Source organism: Paenibacillus sp. FSL R7-0302 (assembly GCF_038006885.1).
GTDB lineage: Bacteria > Bacillota > Bacilli > Paenibacillales > Paenibacillaceae > Paenibacillus_AQ.
Genome location: NZ_JBBOWB010000001.1, coordinates 892,402 through 913,236, shown reverse-complemented (window position 1 = coordinate 913,236; position 20,835 = coordinate 892,402). Strand labels below are relative to the sequence as shown.

General features: G+C 53.4%; 17 protein-coding genes. 2 read left to right on the top strand and 15 right to left on the bottom strand.

All coding sequences use genetic code 11. The annotated features are described in order from the left end of the window. Nucleotides 1–120: 120 nt before the first annotated feature. From MKY96_RS03985 to MKY96_RS03950, 8 genes are all read right to left on the bottom strand, one after another. Nucleotides 121–879: a tRNA threonylcarbamoyladenosine dehydratase gene (locus MKY96_RS03985; RefSeq protein ID WP_036732338.1), complete on the bottom strand. Its 759-nt coding sequence runs from the start codon at nt 877–879 to the stop codon at nt 121–123. Between the two features lie 19 nt (nt 880–898). Beyond that, the gene (aspS, locus tag MKY96_RS03980) at nt 899–2,677 is read right to left on the bottom strand and encodes an aspartate--tRNA ligase (RefSeq protein WP_340938752.1); all 1,779 of its coding nucleotides are present in this window, start codon (nt 2,675–2,677) and stop codon (nt 899–901) included. Nucleotides 2,678–2,727: 50 nt separating this feature from the next. Beyond that, on the bottom strand, nt 2,728–3,987 hold the full coding sequence (gene hisS, locus MKY96_RS03975; protein ID WP_340938751.1) for a histidine--tRNA ligase: 1,260 nt from the start codon (nt 3,985–3,987) through the stop codon (nt 2,728–2,730). Between the two features lie 1,193 nt (nt 3,988–5,180). After that, nucleotides 5,181–5,642: a hypothetical protein gene (locus tag MKY96_RS03970; protein WP_340938750.1), complete on the bottom strand. Its 462-nt coding sequence runs from the start codon at nt 5,640–5,642 to the stop codon at nt 5,181–5,183. A 59-nt stretch (nt 5,643–5,701) separates the two neighbouring features. Continuing rightward, nucleotides 5,702–6,208, bottom strand: coding sequence for a type 1 glutamine amidotransferase domain-containing protein (locus MKY96_RS03965; RefSeq protein ID WP_340938749.1), 507 nt, complete (start codon nt 6,206–6,208; stop codon nt 5,702–5,704). A 158-nt stretch (nt 6,209–6,366) separates the two neighbouring features. After that, a complete protein-coding gene (locus MKY96_RS03960; RefSeq protein WP_155991691.1) occupies nt 6,367–6,531 on the bottom strand; it encodes a hypothetical protein in 165 nt (54 codons plus the stop codon). A 388-nt stretch (nt 6,532–6,919) separates the two neighbouring features. Continuing rightward, nucleotides 6,920–7,363: a D-aminoacyl-tRNA deacylase gene (gene dtd / locus MKY96_RS03955; RefSeq protein WP_340938748.1), complete on the bottom strand. Its 444-nt coding sequence runs from the start codon at nt 7,361–7,363 to the stop codon at nt 6,920–6,922. Between the two features lie 28 nt (nt 7,364–7,391). Then, nucleotides 7,392–9,572: a RelA/SpoT family protein gene (locus MKY96_RS03950; RefSeq protein WP_340938746.1), complete on the bottom strand. Its 2,181-nt coding sequence runs from the start codon at nt 9,570–9,572 to the stop codon at nt 7,392–7,394. A gap of 312 nt (nt 9,573–9,884) precedes the next feature. On the opposite strand from MKY96_RS03950, the gene uraA reads away from it, so the two are divergent. Continuing rightward, complete coding sequence (uraA, locus tag MKY96_RS03945; RefSeq protein ID WP_209872306.1) at nt 9,885–11,195, top strand: uracil permease; 1,311 nt, start codon at nt 9,885–9,887, stop codon at nt 11,193–11,195. Between the two features lie 112 nt (nt 11,196–11,307). Here the strand turns inward: uraA and MKY96_RS03940 are convergent, their stop codons facing one another. The 6 genes from MKY96_RS03940 to MKY96_RS03915 all read right to left on the bottom strand — a co-directional run bounded on the left by MKY96_RS03940 (nt 11,308) and on the right by MKY96_RS03915 (nt 18,055). Then, nucleotides 11,308–11,826, bottom strand: coding sequence for an adenine phosphoribosyltransferase (locus MKY96_RS03940; protein WP_340938745.1), 519 nt, complete (start codon nt 11,824–11,826; stop codon nt 11,308–11,310). A gap of 82 nt (nt 11,827–11,908) precedes the next feature. Next, nucleotides 11,909–14,311: a single-stranded-DNA-specific exonuclease RecJ gene (gene recJ, locus MKY96_RS03935; protein WP_340938744.1), complete on the bottom strand. Its 2,403-nt coding sequence runs from the start codon at nt 14,309–14,311 to the stop codon at nt 11,909–11,911. 29 nt (nt 14,312–14,340) lie between these two features. Continuing rightward, on the bottom strand, nt 14,341–15,306 hold the full coding sequence (locus tag MKY96_RS03930; RefSeq protein WP_340938743.1) for a cation diffusion facilitator family transporter: 966 nt from the start codon (nt 15,304–15,306) through the stop codon (nt 14,341–14,343). Between the two features lie 121 nt (nt 15,307–15,427). Next, nucleotides 15,428–16,327 carry a protein translocase subunit SecF gene (secF, locus tag MKY96_RS03925; RefSeq protein ID WP_340938741.1) on the bottom strand — a complete coding sequence of 300 codons (900 nt, stop codon included), beginning with the start codon at nt 16,325–16,327 and terminating at the stop codon, nt 15,428–15,430. Further along, a complete protein-coding gene (gene secD, locus MKY96_RS03920; protein WP_340938739.1) occupies nt 16,317–17,570 on the bottom strand; it encodes a protein translocase subunit SecD in 1,254 nt (417 codons plus the stop codon). The genes secF and secD overlap by 11 nt, the downstream gene beginning before the upstream one ends. A 233-nt stretch (nt 17,571–17,803) precedes the next feature. Then, nucleotides 17,804–18,055, bottom strand: coding sequence for a post-transcriptional regulator (locus tag MKY96_RS03915; protein WP_036690543.1), 252 nt, complete (start codon nt 18,053–18,055; stop codon nt 17,804–17,806). 214 nt (nt 18,056–18,269) lie between these two features. On the opposite strand from MKY96_RS03915, the gene spoVB reads away from it, so the two are divergent. Further along, nucleotides 18,270–19,871, top strand: a complete 1,602-nt coding sequence (gene spoVB, locus MKY96_RS03910) for a stage V sporulation protein B (protein ID WP_340938738.1) — start codon at nt 18,270–18,272, stop codon at nt 19,869–19,871. Here the strand turns inward: spoVB and MKY96_RS03905 are convergent. Next, a complete protein-coding gene (locus MKY96_RS03905; RefSeq protein WP_340938737.1) occupies nt 19,868–20,677 on the bottom strand; it encodes a DUF421 domain-containing protein in 810 nt (269 codons plus the stop codon). The two genes, spoVB and MKY96_RS03905, sit on opposite strands and share 4 nt — an antisense overlap. Nucleotides 20,678–20,835: the final 158 nt, after the last annotated feature.

The following is a 20,835-nucleotide window of genomic DNA, read 5'->3' as shown; positions in this document are numbered from 1 at the left end:
GACGGCAAAGACGTTTCCACTTGGATGTTTACTCAGGTACTTTGCGGGGGCCCCAAAACATACCGTAATAAAAGGGCATATAGCCGGAAGCCGGCTACACACCCTTTTACCTGATAAAATTCATTCAAATGTAATGCCGCCCGTTTCGAGCAAATCCCGTACCGTTACACTGACCATAATCAGGCCGACTACAGGGGGGACAAAAGAAGTACTGGCCGGAGGCTGCTTCGCCTTGCGCCGGTCCGGCGCATTCGCAGGCACAATCTGCTCCGTCACATCTTCGCGCGGCTTCACAGGCTTCTCGGTGGAGAAGACCACCTTCACGCCCTTCTTGATGCCTTCCTTACGCAGTCTGGTGCGGATCACCCGGGCAATCGGGTCCATGGTAGTCTTGGAGATGTCGGCGACCTGGAAGCGGGTGGGGTCCATCTTGTTGGCCGCTCCCATGCTGGAGATCAGCGGGATCTTCCGGGCCAGACATTCCTTAATCAGGTGAATCTTATAGATAATCGTATCCGAAGCGTCAATCACATAGTCCAGCTTGTATTTGAACAGCTCCTCATACGTCTCTTCGGTGTAGAACATATTCAGCGCAATCGCTTCGCAGTCCGGATTAATCAGCTTGATGCGGTCCACCATCAGATCGGTTTTGTTCTGGCCGATGGTCGTGGTCAGCGCATGGAGCTGGCGGTTGATGTTGGTAATATCCACCGAATCCTTGTCAATCAGGATAATGCGGCCGATTCCGGTCCGGGCCAGCGCTTCCGCCGCCATAGCGCCTACTCCGCCGATCCCCAGCACAGCTACTGTGCTGTTCTTCATGATCGCCAGGCCTTCCGGCCCGATCGCCAGCTCCGTACGCGAGAACTGATTCAGCATGATGTCAGCCTCCTATGATTTATTTCTTTTCTTTCTCCGGTTTCGGTGCCAGCCTGATGTGCAGCTGCTCCAGTTGTCCGGCATCCACGGGGGATGGGGCATCCATCAGCAGGTCCGTTGCACTTGCCGTCTTAGGGAAGGCAATGGTCTCACGCAGGTTCGTGCGGCCGGCCAGCAGCATAATCAGACGGTCGAAGCCAAACGCGATACCGCCATGCGGAGGCGTGCCGTATTCAAAGGCATCCATCAGATAGCCGAATTTCTCATAGGCCAGCTCCTGCGAGAAGCCGAGTGCATTGAACATTTTCTCCTGAACATCACGCTTGTAAATACGCTGGGAACCGCCGCCCACCTCGTAGCCGTTCAGCACCAGGTCATACGCCTGTGCACGGATGGCGCCAGGATCGGTATCGAAGAGATGCAGGTCTTCGTCCATCGGACGTGTGAACGGGTGATGCTCAGCCACATAACGCTTCTGGTCCTCATCGTAGCCAAGAAGCGGGAATTCCGTTACCCAGGCGAATTTGAACACACTGTCGTCGATCAGACCAAGCTGGCGGCCGATCTTCAGACGCAAGGCGCCAAGCACATCGGCTACCACCTTCTTGGTATCAGCGGAGAAGAGCAGCAGGTCGCCATCCTCGGCACCTGTGCGCTCCTTCACGGCAGCGATTTCTTCCTCGGAGAAGAACTTCACAATCGGTCCCTTGAACTCGCCGTCTTTGACCTGAATCCAGGCCAGACCCTTGGCGCCGTAGCGTGCAGCGTATGGTCCAAGATCGTCAATCTCCTTACGTGTCCAGGTGCCGCAGCCCTTGGCGTTCAGACATTTCACTTCTCCGCCCTTCTCGATCACGGAAGCGAATACCTTCACGCCGCTCTCAGCAACGATATCATTCATCTCTACCAGCTCCAGGCCAAACCGCAGGTCCGGCTTGTCCGAGCCGTATTTGCCGATCGCTTCGGCATAGGTCAGCCGCTGGAACGGTGCGGATACCTCAACCCCAATCGTCTCCTTCAGCAGACGCTGCATCAGCTTCTCCATCATCGACAGCAGCTCATCCTGCGGCATGAACGAGGTCTCAATATCGAACTGCGTGAATTCCGGCTGGCGGTCAGCGCGCAGGTCCTCATCACGGAAGCAGCGGGCCATCTGGTAATAACGCTCGATGCCGCCGACCATCAGCAGCTGCTTGTAGATCTGCGGTGACTGCGGAAGCGCGAAGAATTCCCCTTCATGCACACGGCTTGGCACGAGATAGTCACGTGCGCCTTCCGGCGAGCTTTTGGTCAGGATCGGTGTTTCTACATCAATGAAGCCTTCACTGTCCAGGAAATCGCGGAAGATCTTAGCCGACTTGGAACGAAGCAGCAGCGTCTTGTGCATCTCCGGACGGCGCAGATCCAGGTAACGGTATTTCATGCGCAGGGATTCGTCTACTTCCACTCCGTCTTCGATGAAGAATGGAGGCGTCTTGGCCGCATTCAGCACTTCGATGTCTGTAATCTGCACTTCAATCTCACCGGTCGGCAGGTTGCGGTTAATAGTCTCTTCATCACGCTTAACTACCTTACCTGTCACGGACAGCACGTATTCACTGCGGACCTTATCGGCAATCTGCAGCGCTTCTCCGGAATAGTCAGGATTGAATACAATCTGTACAATCCCTGTCCGGTCGCGCAGATCAATGAACAGCACGCCTCCAAGGTCACGGCGGGTCTGCACCCAACCGTTCAATGTTACTGTCTCACCGATGCTCGCTGTCGTTAATTGTCCACAGTTATGGCTTCTGGTCATCTTTTATCCTACCCCTTCATGATTAAAATTACATATACTAGCTTATTCGCCTAATTCTGAATCAGCGCCTCTGCCAGTTCGTCCAGCTTCACAGTCCGCTGCTCGCCGGTCTCCATCGACTTCAGTGCGATGACGCCGCTATTCAGCTCGTCTTCACCGAGAATCGCCGTATACCGGGCTGACATACGGTCCGCCGACTTCATCTGCGCCTTCATCTTGCGTCCCAGGTAATCGCGCTCCGCCGAGAAACCAAGGCTGCGCAGACGGAACAGCTGCTTCGTGATTTCGAGATCTGCCGCCTCTCCCAGTGCAACGAAGTACACATCCAGCGGCTTCGCCGCGTCCAGCTCGACTCCCTGATTCTCCAGAATCAGCAGAATCCGCTCCAGGCCAATCCCGAACCCGATGCCGGGCTGATCCGGCCCGCCGATCTCCTCGACCAGACCATTGTACCGGCCGCCGCCGCCCACCGTGTCGATAGAGCCAATGCCTGCCGCTTTATACTCAAACGCTGTATGCGTGTAATAATCAAGGCCGCGCACCAGGCGGGGGTTGATGCTGTACTCCACACCCATCACATCCAGATGCCCCTTCACCTTCGCAAAATGCTCTGTACACTCTTCATCCAGACTGTCCAGAATAGAAGGCGCACCGCCGAATTTGTCCTGATCAACCTTGCAGTCCAGCACACGCAGCGGGTTGCGTTCCATCCGCCGCTGGCAGTCGCTGCACAGGCTCTCTCTCATCGGTCTCAGGAAATCCAGCAGCTTCTCGCGGTAAGCCGCACGGCTCGGCGCATTGCCGACCGAGTTCAGCTCTACCCGCACATCCTTCAGCCCCAGATCAATGTAGAACTGGTATCCAAGCGAGATGACTTCAGCATCAATCGCCGGGTCCACCGCGCCGAACGCTTCGATGCCGAACTGATGGAACTGGCGGTATCTGCCGGCCTGCGGACGTTCATAACGGAACATCGGTCCGATATAATACAGCTTGCTGACATCCGGCTCTCCGTACAGCTTGTTCTGGACATACGCGCGTACCACGCCTGCTGTCCCTTCGGGACGCAGCGCCAGATCACGGTCGCCCTTATCCTTGAAGGTATACATCTCACCTTCTACAATATCCGTTGTTTCGCCGACTCCGCGCTCGAACAGCCCGGTGTGCTCGAACAGCGGGGTACGAATCTCCCGGTAATTGAAGCGGCGGCACAGCTCTCTTGCCTTGGCCTCCACCACCTGCCATTTCTCTACTGCACCCGGCAGCACATCCTGTGTACCTGTCGGTTTCTCGAATCTTTCTTTAGCCACAGTCTATCCCTCCTGAAAATAACCCCTTAAAACAGCAAAAAACCCCTCATCCCTGTTCAATTACAAACAGGGACGAGGGATTATCATAACCAATAATTCACCCGTGGTACCACCCACATTCCGGGCTTAGCAACTTGCTCTGCGTAAGCTCCGCTCTAAGCGGTTAACGCCCGCCTACGCGCAACCGGCTACTGACTATAGGCAATCCATCTGCCTGCGTTCGCCGTGCGTTCTCGGGGAGGTCATTCGTCCGTTCATCAACAGAATCCTTACAGCCTTGCGGATCAACATGTGTCCTCCTTACCTGGACGACAGCCATGATCTGCGGGATTCCTCTCTGGGGTTGTGGGTTACGGATTACTTGGTCCCGTCATCAAAACAATATAAACTTACCGTATACTGTTAGATTCTACTGAACCACTGCGCTAAAGTCAAGGATTGAATAAAATAAGCTATATGCAACAGCGTTCCTTCCGCCAAATGGACTGAGATTCCGTTATTGAGGCAGAAACTCATAATTCTTAGCCTAACCGGACTCAGATTCCGCTATGCACCTACATATACCTCATTATTCGCTCAAATCAACCTAATAACGGAATTTCAGTCCGCGTCCGCTTCAAAATAACGTTTTTTGGACAAATAGGCGCTTCTCAGTCCGCTTCACTCTGCTGGGACTCACTCATGCGCCAACCCTAAAAACAAAAAAGTGACCTGCAGCCGATTGCTGCAGGTCCATCATCATATATTATAAAAAAGGGGGTCATGCTTCTATTATAAACACGCTATATTAAGGAATCATGAATGGAGTGTTACAGTTGCATTACAGAAAAGAAAGCGTTTCACCAAGCCGTCCAAACCCCCGCTGTCATGCTAATCCATAGGTTACACTATCCCCCTGTTCCTGTCTACATATATCCTACCGTTTTTTCTTTTTGCTGCAGAACAAAATTATTCTAACGGATGGATGAATAAGATTACCTTCGCGCGAACACAATGTATGCTGTTTTTCACATACATTCAGGTCGTGTGCCTGCTTGCGAGCACCGCTTTGGGGCAGTAATGTTGCACTTTTGGCAGGATTTCTCATGGATGTATTCAAGGAATACTCATCTCCAAATCTAAAAAACAGCTCCAGCCTCTCCATAACGGAGGGCTGGAGCTGAAATGTATACCGGCGGGAACCGCCATCCCTTTTAATCAAAAATCTCCACATAGGCCTGCTTGCCGCGCAGAACCTCTACAACCTCGTTGTAATGATTCTCGGCTACCTTGAGATCCATCACATAATGCAAGTGCTCCAGGTCACTGCTTGTCAGCTCTTCCCCTCTATGCACTTCGCCCTCCGTGCGTACTTCATCGGCGCGTACTTCATCCGTACGTTTCAGATCATCCTCTGCCGCAACTGCCGGAACAATGGCCGCCCCGGACCCCATACCTGTTGCACCTCCGGCAGCGTAAACGCCTCCGGCACCTGTTGAAGCGGTATTGGTGGAGCCCAGCGGGATCAGAATGTTGCGCCGGTTATTTACTCCATTATTCAAAGGGTCCGTTAACGCCGATACCTCAATCCCCTCTACACCGTAAGGAATCAAAGAAGTTTTAGCACCTTCCGCTGCATCTTCTGTACTGAAATAGGCTTGGATTCTTCTAGTCATTGTAAATCCCTCCCATAAAGTTGTATTATGCCAAACGGGTTATGCAGGTATTTCTTGTATTACAACACCTTAAGCAGCTCACGCACAAAAGCGGGCTCATCCTTGGGTGTGCGTGAAGTAATGTAATTGCCGTCTACGACGACCTCTTCATCCTTGAACTCCGCACCGGCATTGATCAGATCATCCTTCAGCGGTGGATAGGAGGTAAGCGTGCGTCCTTGCAGCAGTTCAGCGCTGATCAGAATCTGCGGCCCGTGGCAGATAGCGGCAATCGTCTTGCCTGCACGGTCAGCATCCTTCACGAATTGCAGAATATCCGGGTCAAGACGGAGATTCTCCGGCGAAGATCCGCCTGGAATGACTATCGCATCATACTCTGCGGCTGTGACCTCGCTGACCGCTTTATCGGCGGCATAGGATACGCTTCCTTTTTTGCCGAGCAGGGTCTCATTCTTCTTCAGACCGATGATTTCTGCCTGATGTCCTGCCTGTAGAACTTCTTCGTAAGGAACCTTCATTTCAGAATCTTCAAAGTCATTGGCGAGCAGAAAAGCTACTTTACTCATGAGATCCATATCTCCTCTCTACGCTGCTTTCGTTCATGTCAATCTATTACCCTCATTCCCCCGCTTTATAACGAGCCCTGGCAGGTTCGATGCAAATTCTTATTTCACAACTACAATCTCTATGCGTCGAAAAAAGCAGTCCGCTGCCCTTCCCTCTTCTAAGTCCGGGGCAGAAGACCGCGGCGCATTCCACGCATTCCCTGCATCTCCTGCATCTCCCGCAGCCCGCCGGCTTCCTTCGCTTCCGCTGAAGCTTCAGCCGCAGACCCCGCCTTATGACCTTGTATCGTGTTCCACATCCATGCTTTCGGTGCTTGTCTCATCGCTTCGGACTCCCCGCAACTTGTGAATAGTCATTCATCCCTAGTCTATCCACCTGCGAGGATGGCTATCCGGCAGGGATTAAATAGAACACATTGACCTTCGCTTAGCATCAGCACAGTGTGTCCGCTTTTCCGCTTACATCCCGCCCGATCGCCTCCGCTCCAGCACACTGTATGCGCCTTCCCGCTTAGATTATGCCCGATTACCTCCACAGCAAAAAAGACCCCAGCTTGTGGAGTCCCGTGATGTATCTTATCAAGTGGAAACGGCTTTGCCGTCCTTTTAAAGGACGGTACCGTTTCGGCGAGAAATAGAAGGATAAATTATCGTGTGAAACATATAAATTCTTATATTTACAGTTAAAGCGGCGTCTGCCCGGCTCTAATCCTAACCCTTACTGTCCAGCAGCAGCGTAACCGGTCCCCAGTTGGTCAGGGCGACATCCATCATCGCTCCGAACACGCCGGTCTCAACCTGTAGCCCTCCGGCACGCAGCACCTGGTTGAAGTAGTCGTAGAGCCGCTCTGCCTCAGCCGGAGCCGCTGCCGCCATGAAGTTGGGGCGTCTGCCCTTGCGGCAGTCCCCGTACAGTGTGAATTGGGAGACGGACAGAATGGCCCCGCCGGCCTCTGTCACACTATGGTTCATTTTACCGGCATCATCCTCGAAAATCCGCAGTCCGGCAACCTTGTCAGCCAAATACTTGGCATCCTTCTCTGTATCCTCATGGGTTACGCCGACCAGCAGCAGCAGGCCCTCTCCAATGGCTCCGGTCACTGCACCGTCTACCGTCACACTGGAGTTCTTGCAGCGCTGCACAACGACTCTCATCTCATCCTTCAGCTCCTTGCCTTAGCACCTATTGCATAATACGGTTAACGGTATACACATCCTTGACCCGCTTCACTTTGTCGACCACAGACTGCAGGTGGTCGGTATTGCGGATCAGAATCGTCATATGGATCATCGCCATCTTGTTCTTGTCGGAGCGCCCGGTGACCGCTGAAATATTGGTCTTGCTCTCCGATACCGCCTGCAGCACTTCATTCAGCAGCCCGTTGCGGTCGTGGCCGGTAATCTCAATATCGACGCTGTAATTAGCCTCCATACTGCCTTCCCACTCCACTTCAATCACGCGGGCTGCTTCCTCCCCGTCCATCTCGTTCGGAAGGTTCGGACAATCCTCACGGTGCACCGATACGCCCCGTCCACGGGTCACATATCCGATGATATCGTCGCCCGGCACAGGATTACAACATCGTGCGAAGCGTACCAGCAGATTGTCGATCCCCTTGACACGGACCCCGTTGGTCGGCTGGTTGCGCTTCTCTCCGCTGGATTTGATCGCCTTCATCTCGGAGGTAAGCTCCAGATGGCCTGCGGCCTCCTCCTGGTCCTTACGCAGCTTCTCAGTCAGCTTGGAGGCGATCTGCGCTGCGGTAATCCCGCCGAAGCCGACCGCCGACAGCATATCCTCCACATCATTGAAGGCGAACTTCTTCGCAGCCTCGGACAATTTGTCCTCCGTCAGCCAGTCAGAGACCTCCACGTTCAGGCGCTTCAGCTCGCGTTCGATGGCCTCCCGGCCCTTCTCCACGTTCTCCTCGCGCTTCTCCTTCTTGAACCACTGCTTGATCTTGCTCCGCGCATGTGAGGACTGGGCAATCTTCAGCCAATCGCGGCTCGGACCGTAAGAATTCTTCGAGGTCAGAATCTCCACGATATCCCCGGTCTTCAGCTTATGGTCAAGCGGAACAATACGCCCGTTCACCTTGGAGCCGATTGTCCGGTTCCCGACCTCGGTATGAATGCGGAACGCGAAATCCAGCGGCACCGAACCGGCAGGCAGCTCCACTACCTCACCCTTAGGCGTGAATACGAAGACCAGATCAGAGAAAAAGTCCATCTTCAGCGATTCTACAAATTCTTCGGCATCCTTGGCTTCGTGCTGAAGCTCCAGAATCTCGCGGAAGAACGGCATCCGGTTCTCGGGATTAACGTTGTTGCTGCTGCCTTCCTTATACGCCCAATGGGCGGCGATCCCGAATTCGGCCGTGCGGTGCATCTCCCAGGTGCGGATCTGAACCTCCGTCGGCTCTCCTCCCGGACCTACTACGGTTGTATGCAAAGACTGATACATATTCGCCTTGGGCATAGCAATATAGTCCTTGAAACGGCCAGGCATCGGCTTCCAAAGCGTATGAATAATGCCCAAAGTGGCATAACAATCCTTAATATTGTCGACGATAATGCGGATAGCCAGCAGATCATAGATCTCGTTGAACTGCTTGTTCTTCGTGTTCATCTTGTTATAGACACTGTAGATATGCTTCGGACGTCCCGAAAGATCGCCTTCGATGCCCATTTCATCGAGCTTGGCGCGGATGCGGCCGATGACACTGTCAATGAACTGCTCGCGTTCTGCCCGCTTCTTGTGTACAAGATTCGCAATCCGGTAGTACTGCTGCGGGTTCAGGTAACGGAGTGCAATATCCTCCATCTCCCACTTGATCGCCGAGATCCCCAGCCGGTCCGCAATGGGACAAAAGATCTCCAGCGTCTCATAAGAAATCCGGCGCTGACTCTCTTCGGACTGGTATTTGAGCGTACGCATATTATGCAGACGGTCCGCCAGCTTAATCACGATCACCCGGATATCCTGGGCCATGGCGATGAACATCTTGCGGTAGTTCTCATTCTGCTGCTCTTCCTTGGAGCGGAAGCGGATGCGTTCCAGCTTGGTCAGGCCGTCCACCAGCATGGCGCAGGTATCGCCAAATTTCGTGCGGATCTGCTCCAGGGACACCGTCGTATCTTCCACAACATCATGCAGCAGCGCAGCAATAATGGATATGACATCCATTTGCATATTGACGACAATATCTGCGACCGCCAGCGGATGCAGAATGTATGGCTCCCCCGACTTCCGTACCTGCCCGTGATGAGCCTGATCGGCGAATTCATAAGCTTCACGGATGCGGAGAAGATCTTTTTCTTTTATATAGGCGCCAGCCTTTTCGGTTAGTTGCTCTATGCCCATTCTCGTCGTATCCGTTTCCCTTCTATAATAAAATGAACCTGCAAGCATGCAGAATTTGCAGGTTCCATACGTTCCCGGCTGCATTGCGCTCAGGTTAAAGTTGTCTATAATTATGACGCTTACGAGGGATTCCGTCAACACTTGCCATAGCGTGGTATTCCTGTAAGGGAAAGGGGCAAGAAAAGACAATTTTGTGGCACGGATAAAAATGTTGTTGTAAAAAACCGCTGTTCTATTTAATCTAGTAAAGGCGGTTTTTTAAAAGATAAGAATTGTCAAATCAAATTAGATCAGAAAGAGAAGTGAACTCCATTGCAACGCGAAATTCAAGTTAACGAAAGACTCCCTTGGGGCCCGGGCTTCCTCCTGAGTCTTCAGCATCTGTTCGCCATGTTCGGCAGCACCGTGCTTGTTCCCAACCTGTTCGGGGTAGATCCCGGCATGATCCTGCTGATGAACGGTATCGGCACCTTGCTCTACATTCTGATCTGCCGCGGCAAAATCCCTGCCTATTTGGGTTCAAGCTTCGCCTTCATCTCTCCGGTACTGCTTGTGCTGAAAGAGCATGCCGGCGATCATGAGCGCGGATATTCGCTTGCACTGGGCGCTTTTATCGTGACTGGTGTTATATTCATTCTTGTGGCTTTAATTGTACGTTATGCCGGTACCGGCTGGATTGATATTGTATTCCCTCCGGCAGTTATGGGAGCGATTGTGGCCACGATTGGACTGGAGCTTGTACCTGTAGCCGCACGGATGGCCGGACTGATTGCTCCTGAGGGTGTGGCCACCGCCGACTGGACGCCTGACGGCAAAGCCATTACCCTGTCGCTCGTCACGCTGGGTGTTACCGTGCTCGGCTCCGTGCTGTTCCGCGGCTTCCCCAAAATCATTCATATCCTCATCGGTATTGTTACCGGTTATGTACTCGCTTATATCTTGGGTGAAGTGAATACTGGTGCCATCTCTCAAGCAAGCTTCCTCTCGCATCCCACAATCATTACCCCATCCTTCAACTGGCAGGTCATTCTGACTATTATTCCTGTATCGCTTGTGGTCATTGTGGAGCATATCGGCCATTTGCTGGTCACCAGCAATATCGTAGGCAAGGATCTGACCAAGGACCCGGGACTGGACCGCTCACTGATGGGTAACGGGATTTCAACAGTACTCTCCGGGTTCCTGGGGTCTACGCCTAATACAACCTATGGTGAGAATATCGGCGTTATGGCTCTGACCAAGGTGTACTCGGTATATGTTATCGCGGGGGCTGCCGTGATTGCCATCGTGCTGTCGTTCTCCGGAACGTTCTCCTCGGTTATTGCCAACATTCCGCTGCCGGTTATGGGCGGTGTATCCCTGCTGCTGTTCGGTGTCATTGCGGCGTCGGGCCTGCGTATCTTCGTTGAACAGAAAGTCGATTTCTCCAAAGCCACCAACATGATTCTGGCTACGCTCGTTCTGGTTGTCGGCATCAGCGGCATTTCGCTGAAGCTTGGCGGTGTAGAGCTGAAAGGCATGGCACTGGCGACTATCGTCGGTATGGTCCTTGCCCTGCTCTTCAAGCTGATCGAGGTTCTGGGCCTGTCCAATGAACAGGAAGCTGACAAATCGGCACATTAAATAACTCACATCGGTTGTTATACACCCAGCGCATCAACAAAAAGCGGACTGCTGTCTTCATTCGACAGCAGTCCGCTTTATATTTCCCGAGAAAAGTTGCCGGGCACGACGATTAATCCTCGTAAGTCAACAAGGTAACCACTTCAATATCCGACAGCTTGTCCCGTCCGGCCAGAGCCGTCAGCTCGATCAGGAATGCAGCGCCGACCACCTGACCTCCAAGCTGCTCCACCAGGTTGACAGAAGTAGCAATCGTCCCTCCGGTAGCCAGCAGATCATCAGCAATCAGCACCTTCTGGCCTGGCTTGATCGCATCGGTATGCATAGCGAGGGTATCCTTGCCGTACTCCAGATCATAGCCCACTTCGATTGTCTCATAAGGAAGCTTGCCGCTTTTGCGGATCGGCACGAAGCCTACACCCAGCGCGTAAGCCAGCGGTGCGCCCACTACAAAGCCGCGCGCCTCCGGTCCGGCAATGACATCGATCTCCAGGTGGGCCACGAGAGCTTTAAGCTCATCGATGGCTGCACGGTACGCAGCGCCGTCCTTCAGCAGTGTAGTAATATCTTTGAAGCTGATTCCAGCCTGGGGGAAATCCGGAATTACGCGAATATTGTTTTTGAAATCCAACATCATCATCTCCTAAAAGTAAGCGGGGATCATCCCCGCTGAAGTTACTCGAACCAAATGACCGTGACAGCATGTCTAGCTGTTATGAGGCCCCTAAACGCCGTGACAGCATGAATTCCTGCAATTCACTGCGGCTGCCTTCCATGAAATACTGCTCCATCTCCGCCGTCTTGCCCAGTCTGACGAAATGCTCTGATGTGCTCAGACTCTTGGCGGCAGGCTGCGGGACAAAGGTGATTGTGCCGCCGCTGCGCTCAATGAAGTCAAGCTCAGCGAACACATCCAGCATTCTGCTCACCATACGCATACCAAGCGCCGACTGGCGGCTGAGCCGCAGCAGCACTTCATGCTCAGGAGTTGGAGATGCAGCGATTGCGGCAATCCATTGATATAACGATTTGAAATGATCACGGGTAGGAACCTGCAGCCGGTCACGCCCGTCACGGATGGAATGCAGCAAGGCAATGTTCTCCGCCCCCGGAAAAGCAGTAAACAGTGCTTCCAGCTGCTCCGGGGACTCCGGCATATCCAGCACACAGAGCAGTGACAGTCCCTCTTCGTCACGCGTGCCCTCCGGCTGATGTACAGCAGTGATCCCGGCTGCCTCATCGTATACCCAGAGGGACATGCCCTTCAGATCACGCAGCGGCGTTGTCCGGCTGTTCTGGAAGACCGCTGCACTCCGGCCCGGACTGCTTCCGCTGTAGGTGCGGAGCAGCTCCTGAAGATGCGCCGCCTGCTTGACGGCATCGGCCGCGCCGCGCAGATCGAACAGCTGCGCCTTCGGTACCGCAAGATCCTGCAGCATCAGCTGAGGCTTGCGCGAGCCGTTCCATTCATTAACGGACAGCTCTGCCAGAACATCCACGACTGTACCGTCCGGAAGCAGCTCAGCCAGCGGCCCCTTGCCGAACGCTACAGCTTCAATTGTCAGCTTGTCCTGCTGGAGCACAAGCTTAAGGTGCTTGCCCTCCTGGCCCATCTTCCGAGTCTCCTTCACAACTGCTCCGCGTAGAATGAATCTCGGCAGCGGATTGGCCATGCCGAACGGCGCAAGCCGCTCCAGCTCAAGCGCAGCCTGGAGGGTCAGATCCGCAATGGATACTTCACCATCCGCAGCTGTAACAGCTACGAAGTCCTCCGGTGTCAGAACAGACGAAGCATAGCTATTCAGCGCCGCATCGAAGGCTTCCAGCTTGTCCTGCGGCACACTCATCCCTGCAGCGGCCGGATGTCCTCCGAAGTGGTCCATCAGCCCGGCACATGAGGATAAGGCAGCATAGATATCGAGGCCCGGGATGGAGCGGGCAGAGCCCTTGCACATCCCGGTCTCCGGATGAATGTCCAGAATAATGACCGGACGGTAATACCGCTCCAGCAGCTTGGAGGCCACAATGCCGACTACACCGACATTCCAGCCCTGGTCCGCCAGCACAATAATATCCGGCAGTCCGCTCCGGCTGATTCTCTCCTCCAGCTTGACTGTGGCTTCGGTGACAATTCGCTCGACAACCAGTTGGCGCTCCTTATTCAGCAGATCCAGCTCTCCGGCAAATTGCTCAGCTTCTGCCGCATCTTCTGTGGTCAGCAGTGTAACCGCCCGGCCAGCATGATCTAGTCTTCCGCTGGCATTAATACGCGGCGCCATCCCGAAGGCGATATTGACCGCACTGACGGTGTTCATCGCAATACCGCCTACCGCAAGCAGCGCACGAATGCCCGGGAACGACGAATTCCGCATGCTGCTGAGACCTCTGCGCACCAGACTGCGGTTCTCGCCCAGCAGCGGCATCAGGTCAGCTACGGTACCGATAGCGGCAATCTCACACCATTCCTCTGGCACTTCGCTGCCAAGGAGCGCCTCAGCCAGCTTGTAAGCCACACCCACTCCGGCCAGACCCTTGAAGGGATACGGGCAGTCCGGCAGCTTCGGGTTAATCAGGGCATACGCCTCGGGCAGCAGCTCCGGCGGCTCATGATGATCCGTGACAATAACATCAATGCCCAGCTCCGAGGCATAGGCAATCTGATGATAGGCACTGATACCAGTATCAACCGTAATGACGAGAGATACACCCTGCTGGACCGCCCAGTCCAGCGCATGATTATGCAGTCCATAGCCTTCATTGGAGCGATGGGGAATATAAATGTCAAAAGAGGCCCCAAGATGACGCAGAAGGTAGATCATCAGCGCAGTGCTGGAAACCCCGTCTGCATCATAATCACCATACACCAGAATATGCTCTTCCTCTTGCAGTGCCTTCTGTATCCGCGGCACCGCTTTAGCCATTCCTTTGAGCAGGAATGGATCATGTCTATCTTCCGCTCCTGAATCCATGAATACCCGTGCCTTGTCGGCGGTATCCAACCCTCTTTGCACCAGCAGTGAAGAAAGGAGCGGAGAAATAGAAAGGCTCCGGGCCAGTTCCGAAATACGCTCGGAATCGGCTGCCGGAGATTGCCAGCTTGTTTTTGAATGAAGCAATACAGTTCACCTTTCTCTCACCTTGCAGACTACTGAAGCAGCGTGGGAATATCGTTGTCCGCGAGCTCGTGATTGCTTTTATAAGGATAACCCGGATCATACGGCACAACATCCATATGAACCTCGCCTACATGAACGAACCGGTGCTGCAGCAGCTTGCGGGCACATTCTGAAATATCCTGGGCCTCCATCACGCTGATCCGCGGATTCACACTAATCTTCACATGCAGATTCACATAACTGCCTTCCTCCAGCGCCCGGAGCTGCTCCACCCGGATGACTCCATGCACCCGCTGAACCGTCTCAATGAAGCTGGCTGCTTCCTCGGAAGGAAGCTCCTGAATCTTTTTGCTGTACACTGAGGAAGTAATTAATGAATAGCCTTTGCGCAGAATCAGACAGCCGGTCAGCAGGGCTGCGATGGGGTCCATATACAGCAGAGGATGCCAATCCAGGTATCCTCCAGTCATGGCCAGGGCAATCCCGATAAATACAGTTATAGAGGTATACAGGCTGAACCTGTGGCTATCAGCATAAGCCGCGTGACTGCCGTCGCCCTTTTTTTTGAAATAACGGTACTGGTATTGAAACACCGCCTCTTTGAACACAATGCACAGCAGGACAGCGGCAAGCGCTGACTGCCCCGGTGCAGACAGATGTCCCCGGGTCAAATCACGTATCGCCGAGAAGGCAACCTGCAGCCCGCCCATAATAATCAGCACAGAGAACAGAATAGCCGCCATCGGCTCCTTGCTTCCTTGCGCAGCCCGGCCGCGTTCCGCTGAGCCTTCTGCCTTGTGACTCTGCTTCAGGTTCCACGGAATCACCCCCGCCAGTCTGGCAGCGGCATCTGCTCCGGAATAGATTGCATCCCCCAACAATGCCTTGCTGCCTGACAGATAACCGATACTTCCCTTCGCTAGAGCGAGTAGAACATCACTAAGGATTCCGGTCCAGGCAACGGTTTGTTTCCGGGGTAATGGTTTGTCATTCATAACGAGGCCCTCCTTACCACTAGCAGGTAAACTCATGATGATGAAATCAAGCAAGACGCCCTGACCCGGAGATTCCGAAAAGCCGCGTCGCTACAGACGCGGCTTACAGAACAACCGGGTGCTAGGCTTTGGCCGGGGTCTTCGCCGCAGGCTTCTGGTTCTTTTTCAGGAGCAGCCAGAGCGGACTTGCGATGAAGATCGATGAATAGGCTCCGAAGAGCAGACCGATAACCATAGCAAGCGAGAACATACGGATCGACTCTCCGCCCATAATCAGCAGGAAGAATGCGGCAATAAATACAGTGAAGGCTGTATAAAGAGAACGCATGAGTGTCTGCATTACACTTTTGTTAACCAGGTGCTTCAGATCCTCATACGACTTCTGCTTGCCGAAGCGCAGATTCTCGCGGATCCGGTCAAAGATAACGATGGTATCGTTAATCGAGTAACCGATAATGGTCAGCACCGCTACAATGAAGGTGATGTCTACCTCCAGACGGAAGATCGAGAAGACCGCCACTACCATGAATGCGTCATGAAGCAGCGCCACAATGGAAGCCAGCGCAAAACGCCATTCAAAACGGATACTTACATAGATGATAATCCCGATACTGGATAGCAGCACGGAATAGATCGCATTGCGGGCCAGTTCCTTGGCCATCTCAGTATCTACGGTATTGATTTCAAAAGACGCCTTGTCATCAATCTTGTTGATTGACTGCTTGAGGGTCTCACTTTGTGCATCACTCAGCTCTTGATCATAGCGGATGTTGACCCGCTTGTCGCCGATGGTAACGGTTGGTTCATGCTCGATGCCCGCACCCTTTAGAGCCGGCTGCAGCTCAGCCAGCGTGACACTCTTGGAGAGCGCTACGTCCACATTGGACCCGGCCTTGAAGTCAACGCTGTAGTTCAGGCCGAAGGTTGCCAGAAAGACGAGCCCCGCCACAGTAAGGGCAATCGAGAAGATATAGAAGAATTTACTTAAATGTACGAAATCAAGCTCTTTCTTAAAGCGCACTGATGTCACTCTCCTTTACCCCAAATTGCTTCGGCTTCTTGAGTGCGCCGGCTTTAACCAGCACTGTCAGCAGCCAGTGGGCAAAATAAAGGTTTGTTACGATACTTAGTACAATTTCCACGATCAGAATCAGTGCGAAGCCTTTAACCGCACCCGTACCGAAGGCGAACATGACAGCCGCTACGATAATAGTGGTTACATTCGCATCCATAACTGTACGGAAGGAGGTCTTGTTCCCTGCTTTGACGGAAGACATAATGCCCTTCCCGCTGCGCATTTCTTCCCTGATCCGTTCATTGGTAATGATATTGGCATCAACGGCCATCCCTATACCGAGGATGAACGCGGCGATCCCGGGAAGGGTCAGTGTAAAGTCTGCCAGGACAAATACCAGAATCAGCAGCCAGGTGTGCAGGATCAGCGCGAAGCTGGCCAGTACGCCCGGAAGACGGTACATAAGCAGCATGAAGATCAAAATAATCACAGAACCGACAATCCCGGCTCTGACGGTCTCATCCAAGGATTGCTTACCCAGTGTAGCCCCTACGCTCTGGGAATATTTCTCTGTCAGCTTCAGCGGCAAAGCACCGAGGTTGATGGTATCGGCAATCTCACGGGCTTCATCCAGTGTATATCCTCCGGAAATCGAAGCCTTACCATCGGTCAGGACAGCTCGTACCGTGGGAGGCGAAGATAACAGATTCTCATCCAGATAGATGGCGAGTTCCTTACCCAGCAGGCGCTCGGTAATCTCTGCGAATTTCTTCTTGTCTTTGATGGAGATGCTGATTTCGGGCCGGTTCAGTTGATCGCGTTGAACCTCTGCCGCACCTTCAACAAAGTCACTGCCTACAAGCTCAATCTTGCTGTATACCCCGGGAGCATCCCCTTCATTGGCACTGCGGAAGGTCAGAACTGCGGGTTCTTTCATTTTTTTGCGGACCTCTGCTTCGTCCGTCACACCTGCGATCTTCAGACGGATGCGGTCCGTACCTTCGGTGGTCACCTCAGGCTCGCTGGTTCCGAGTGCATTCGCCCGCTTCTCGAGGCTCTCTGCAGTCTTCTGCAGTGAAGCGCGGGTCAGAGTTCCTCCCGTATCCATTGGCTCGGCGTGGTACAGAATTTCGAATCCGCCCTTGAGGTCAAGACCCAGACGGACTCTGTCCAGCAGCCCGGGAGTAGTAAATACCATGACGCCGGTTAGAACGACCACGGTAATGATAAAGCTCATCATTCTCTTCATGCTCTAGCTAGTTCCCCTTTCATTACATCAATATTCCTATTATAGCTACGTGCGAAATGACCGTCAATTCAGAAGGAATGACGGTGTCTTGATTCACACAAAGAAACGGCAGGTTCTGCTGCAAAGCGAAGATACCTCCGTTTGATAGGACAAGTCTGAACACTCTTTACTTACTTTACTGCTTCCCGTACCCGTTTGCAAAAGAAAATCGTTCCTTTTGACAAATCCCCCCGTTAATTCAATCCCCGGTAGGCCGCCAAGGTCAGATAAGTCATATAACTGCCTGACTTGAGTGAATAAATGTCATTGACCAGCCTGTGCAGGGGAGGTCTTCCCTCCTTGGCATAATTGCGGCTGATGCAATCCCAAATATCCTTACCGGTCACATATTCATAGCCGAGGAGCCGGAATTCCTCCGCTTTGCTGATGCACATGGCTTCGATATCTTCACTAAGCTCGTCATATCTCCATTGTTCCGATTCCACGTGCAGGCACCTCCAAAGATTCCTCAATTACGTATGCTCAGTGGTACGTATTCGACCCTGCGCTCACACTTTCCTGCTTAAGACCAAAAAACTTGTCTACAGAATGCTTGTCATGCAGCGCACCTGTACCCGCATATCCTTATACAAGCCTGGCTTGGTTATGGCGGTAATTCACCTGCAGTTTCATCTCATATGTAGGAAGAAGGAGTGCCCTGTGAGGAAACAGACCTTTATACAAGGAACGATCATCCTGCTGCTCGCCGGTATCATTAACCGGATGCTTGGCTTCATTCCCCGGATTGCCCTGCCCCGGATCATCGGCGCTGAGGGAGTGGGTCTGTATCAGCTCGGATACCCGTTTTTCATTGTGCTCATTACGGTAATTACGGGGGGAATCCCGCTGGCGATTGCCAAGCTGGTTGCCGAAGCCGAAGGGGAGAACCGCCCGGAGCAGTCGCGCAAAATCCTGCAAACCGGCCTCGCTCTCAGCCTGTCGTTGGGCATTGTGTTCACCTTCGTCGCCCTGTTCAGTGCCTCTTGGGTATCCAGCGTTCTTCTGACGGACCAGCGTGTCTATTATACCTTCGTCAGCATGACCCCCATGATCGCCATCGTCGCCGTTTCATCCATCTACCGCGGATACTTTCAAGGCAGGCAGAACATGATTCCCTCAGCCTTCTCCTCCGTGCTGGAATCGGTCATCCGGATCTTCTTCATGCTGTGGTTCTCCTGGATGCTGCTGCCGAAGGGCATCGCCTTTGCAGCTGCGGGTGCGATGCTTGGCGTGACTGTGGGGGAGATCGCCGGAATGCTGGCCCTGCTGGGGCAATATTATTTTAACGACAAAAAAGACAGGTCTGAACTCCCGCCTAACGTGGAACCTATGGTTCAGGATACGCAGGGCAGTGCCGGACGCGAACCCGCGCAGACGACTACACCTGTCTTTAAGCGTCTCATCGGCATTTCAATACCGGTAACTGCCGGACGGCTGATCGGCTCATTCTCTTACCTTCTGGAATCGATTATTACCGTGCGCAGCCTCGCGCTTGCCGGAATCGCAGCCGCCGCCGCAACCGCACAATATGGTTCCTTGCAGGGAATGGTGATTCCGCTGCTGCTGCTGCCGGGTGTGCTTAGCTCCTCGCTGGCCGTCTCCCTTGTCCCTTCCTTATCCGAGGCCGCAGCCCGCAACGATTTGCCCACGATTCACAAAAGAATGCACCAGGCCCTGCGGCTCGCCATGGTGACCGGTGCCCCGTTTGCTGCTGTTATGTATATTCTTGCCGTACCGCTCTGTACGCTAATGTACGGCAATGCAGCGGATACGGCCCCTATGCTTAGGATGATGGCCCCGTTCGCTGTGTTTCTCTATGTCCAGGCCCCGCTGCAGGCTGCCCTTCAGGCCATGGACCGGCCGGGTAAGGCACTGATCAATACGCTGATAGGAGCCGTTGTCAAAATCCTGCTGATTCTCCTGCTGGCCTCCCGGCCTGAGTACGGCATTCTGGGCGCCATCATCGCCATTATGGTCAACAGCTTACTTGTCACGCTTCTGCACGGCTACAGTGTAGTCAAGCTGACCGCCATGTCCTTGCGCTGGTCGGACCCGCTCAAAATCATGGCCGCTACGGTCATCATGGCCGCCGGGATGTCGTATGTGTATACGTCCGTTCCGATCTCCCCGTCGCAGTGGATACAATTCTTAGCCGCTGCCTTCTGCGGCATGGCCATCTATCTGAGCATCTGCCTGTTATCCGGGCTGATCTCCAGGCGTGACCTGGAGCGTGTGCCCTTTTTCAGACGCTGGCGCAGTTAGGTTTGCTTCCCCTTATCCGGGCTGATCGGGGCAATATAGAGCTCTCCCTTATGATCCACGGAGCACAGGAAAACATCCCGGAAATCAGAGACACCCTTCTGCCGGATCTGGGTTCTAAGCCAGAACCGGTTCTTGCCGATCATCTCAAGATTGCCGTCCTGCACCTTCCCGTCCATAATCAGCGGAATCGGCAGTCCTTCATAACGGATCTTATGCTTCGGCAGCTTCACGGAAGCAGAGTCACCGCCGGATGATTCAGCATTACCGGAGTCCTTCTGGCTATCGCTGTTCTTCTCCTTCCGCTCTGCGCCGGAGCTGCTGTTGCCCGACTGATTGGATGAAGTGACATTCTGGTTCTTCTCGATCACCGTTAACTGCCCGCTTGTCTCCAGGATAGCGAACTCCACATCTGCCGGACTGACAATATTCTGCCCGCGGAGCTGCAGCAGCAGATCATCAATATTATACCGCTGCCGGCGCATTTCGCCCCGGTGAATCTTCCCGTCCGAGATCAGAATGCTGGGTCTGCCATCCACCATTAAGCGCAGCTTCCGGCTCTTCAGGCTGAGCTGTGCGACGATAACCTGAATCAGCACCAGAGTCGCCATAGGAACGACACCATCATAGATGGGGCGCTCGATATCCTCAATTACAAAGACACCAATCTCGGCAATCATGATGGAAATGGTCAGGTCAAATACAGACAGCTTACCGATTTCACGTTTGCCCATGATGCGCATGCTCAGGAAAATGAAGATATACATCAGCACGGTCAGAAAGATATGGATCGTAATATGCTGGAACATATTCTCTTCGCTCCCCTTCCGCTACTCCCCCATACTGGCGGATTAATGTACCCCTATTCTGACCTGACCGTAAAGGGAACATTCGGAAAGCTGCTGCTTAATTACTGGTAAAAGTCATACCGCCTATTCTTGTACTATTGGGGCAAGCCTTCCCATAC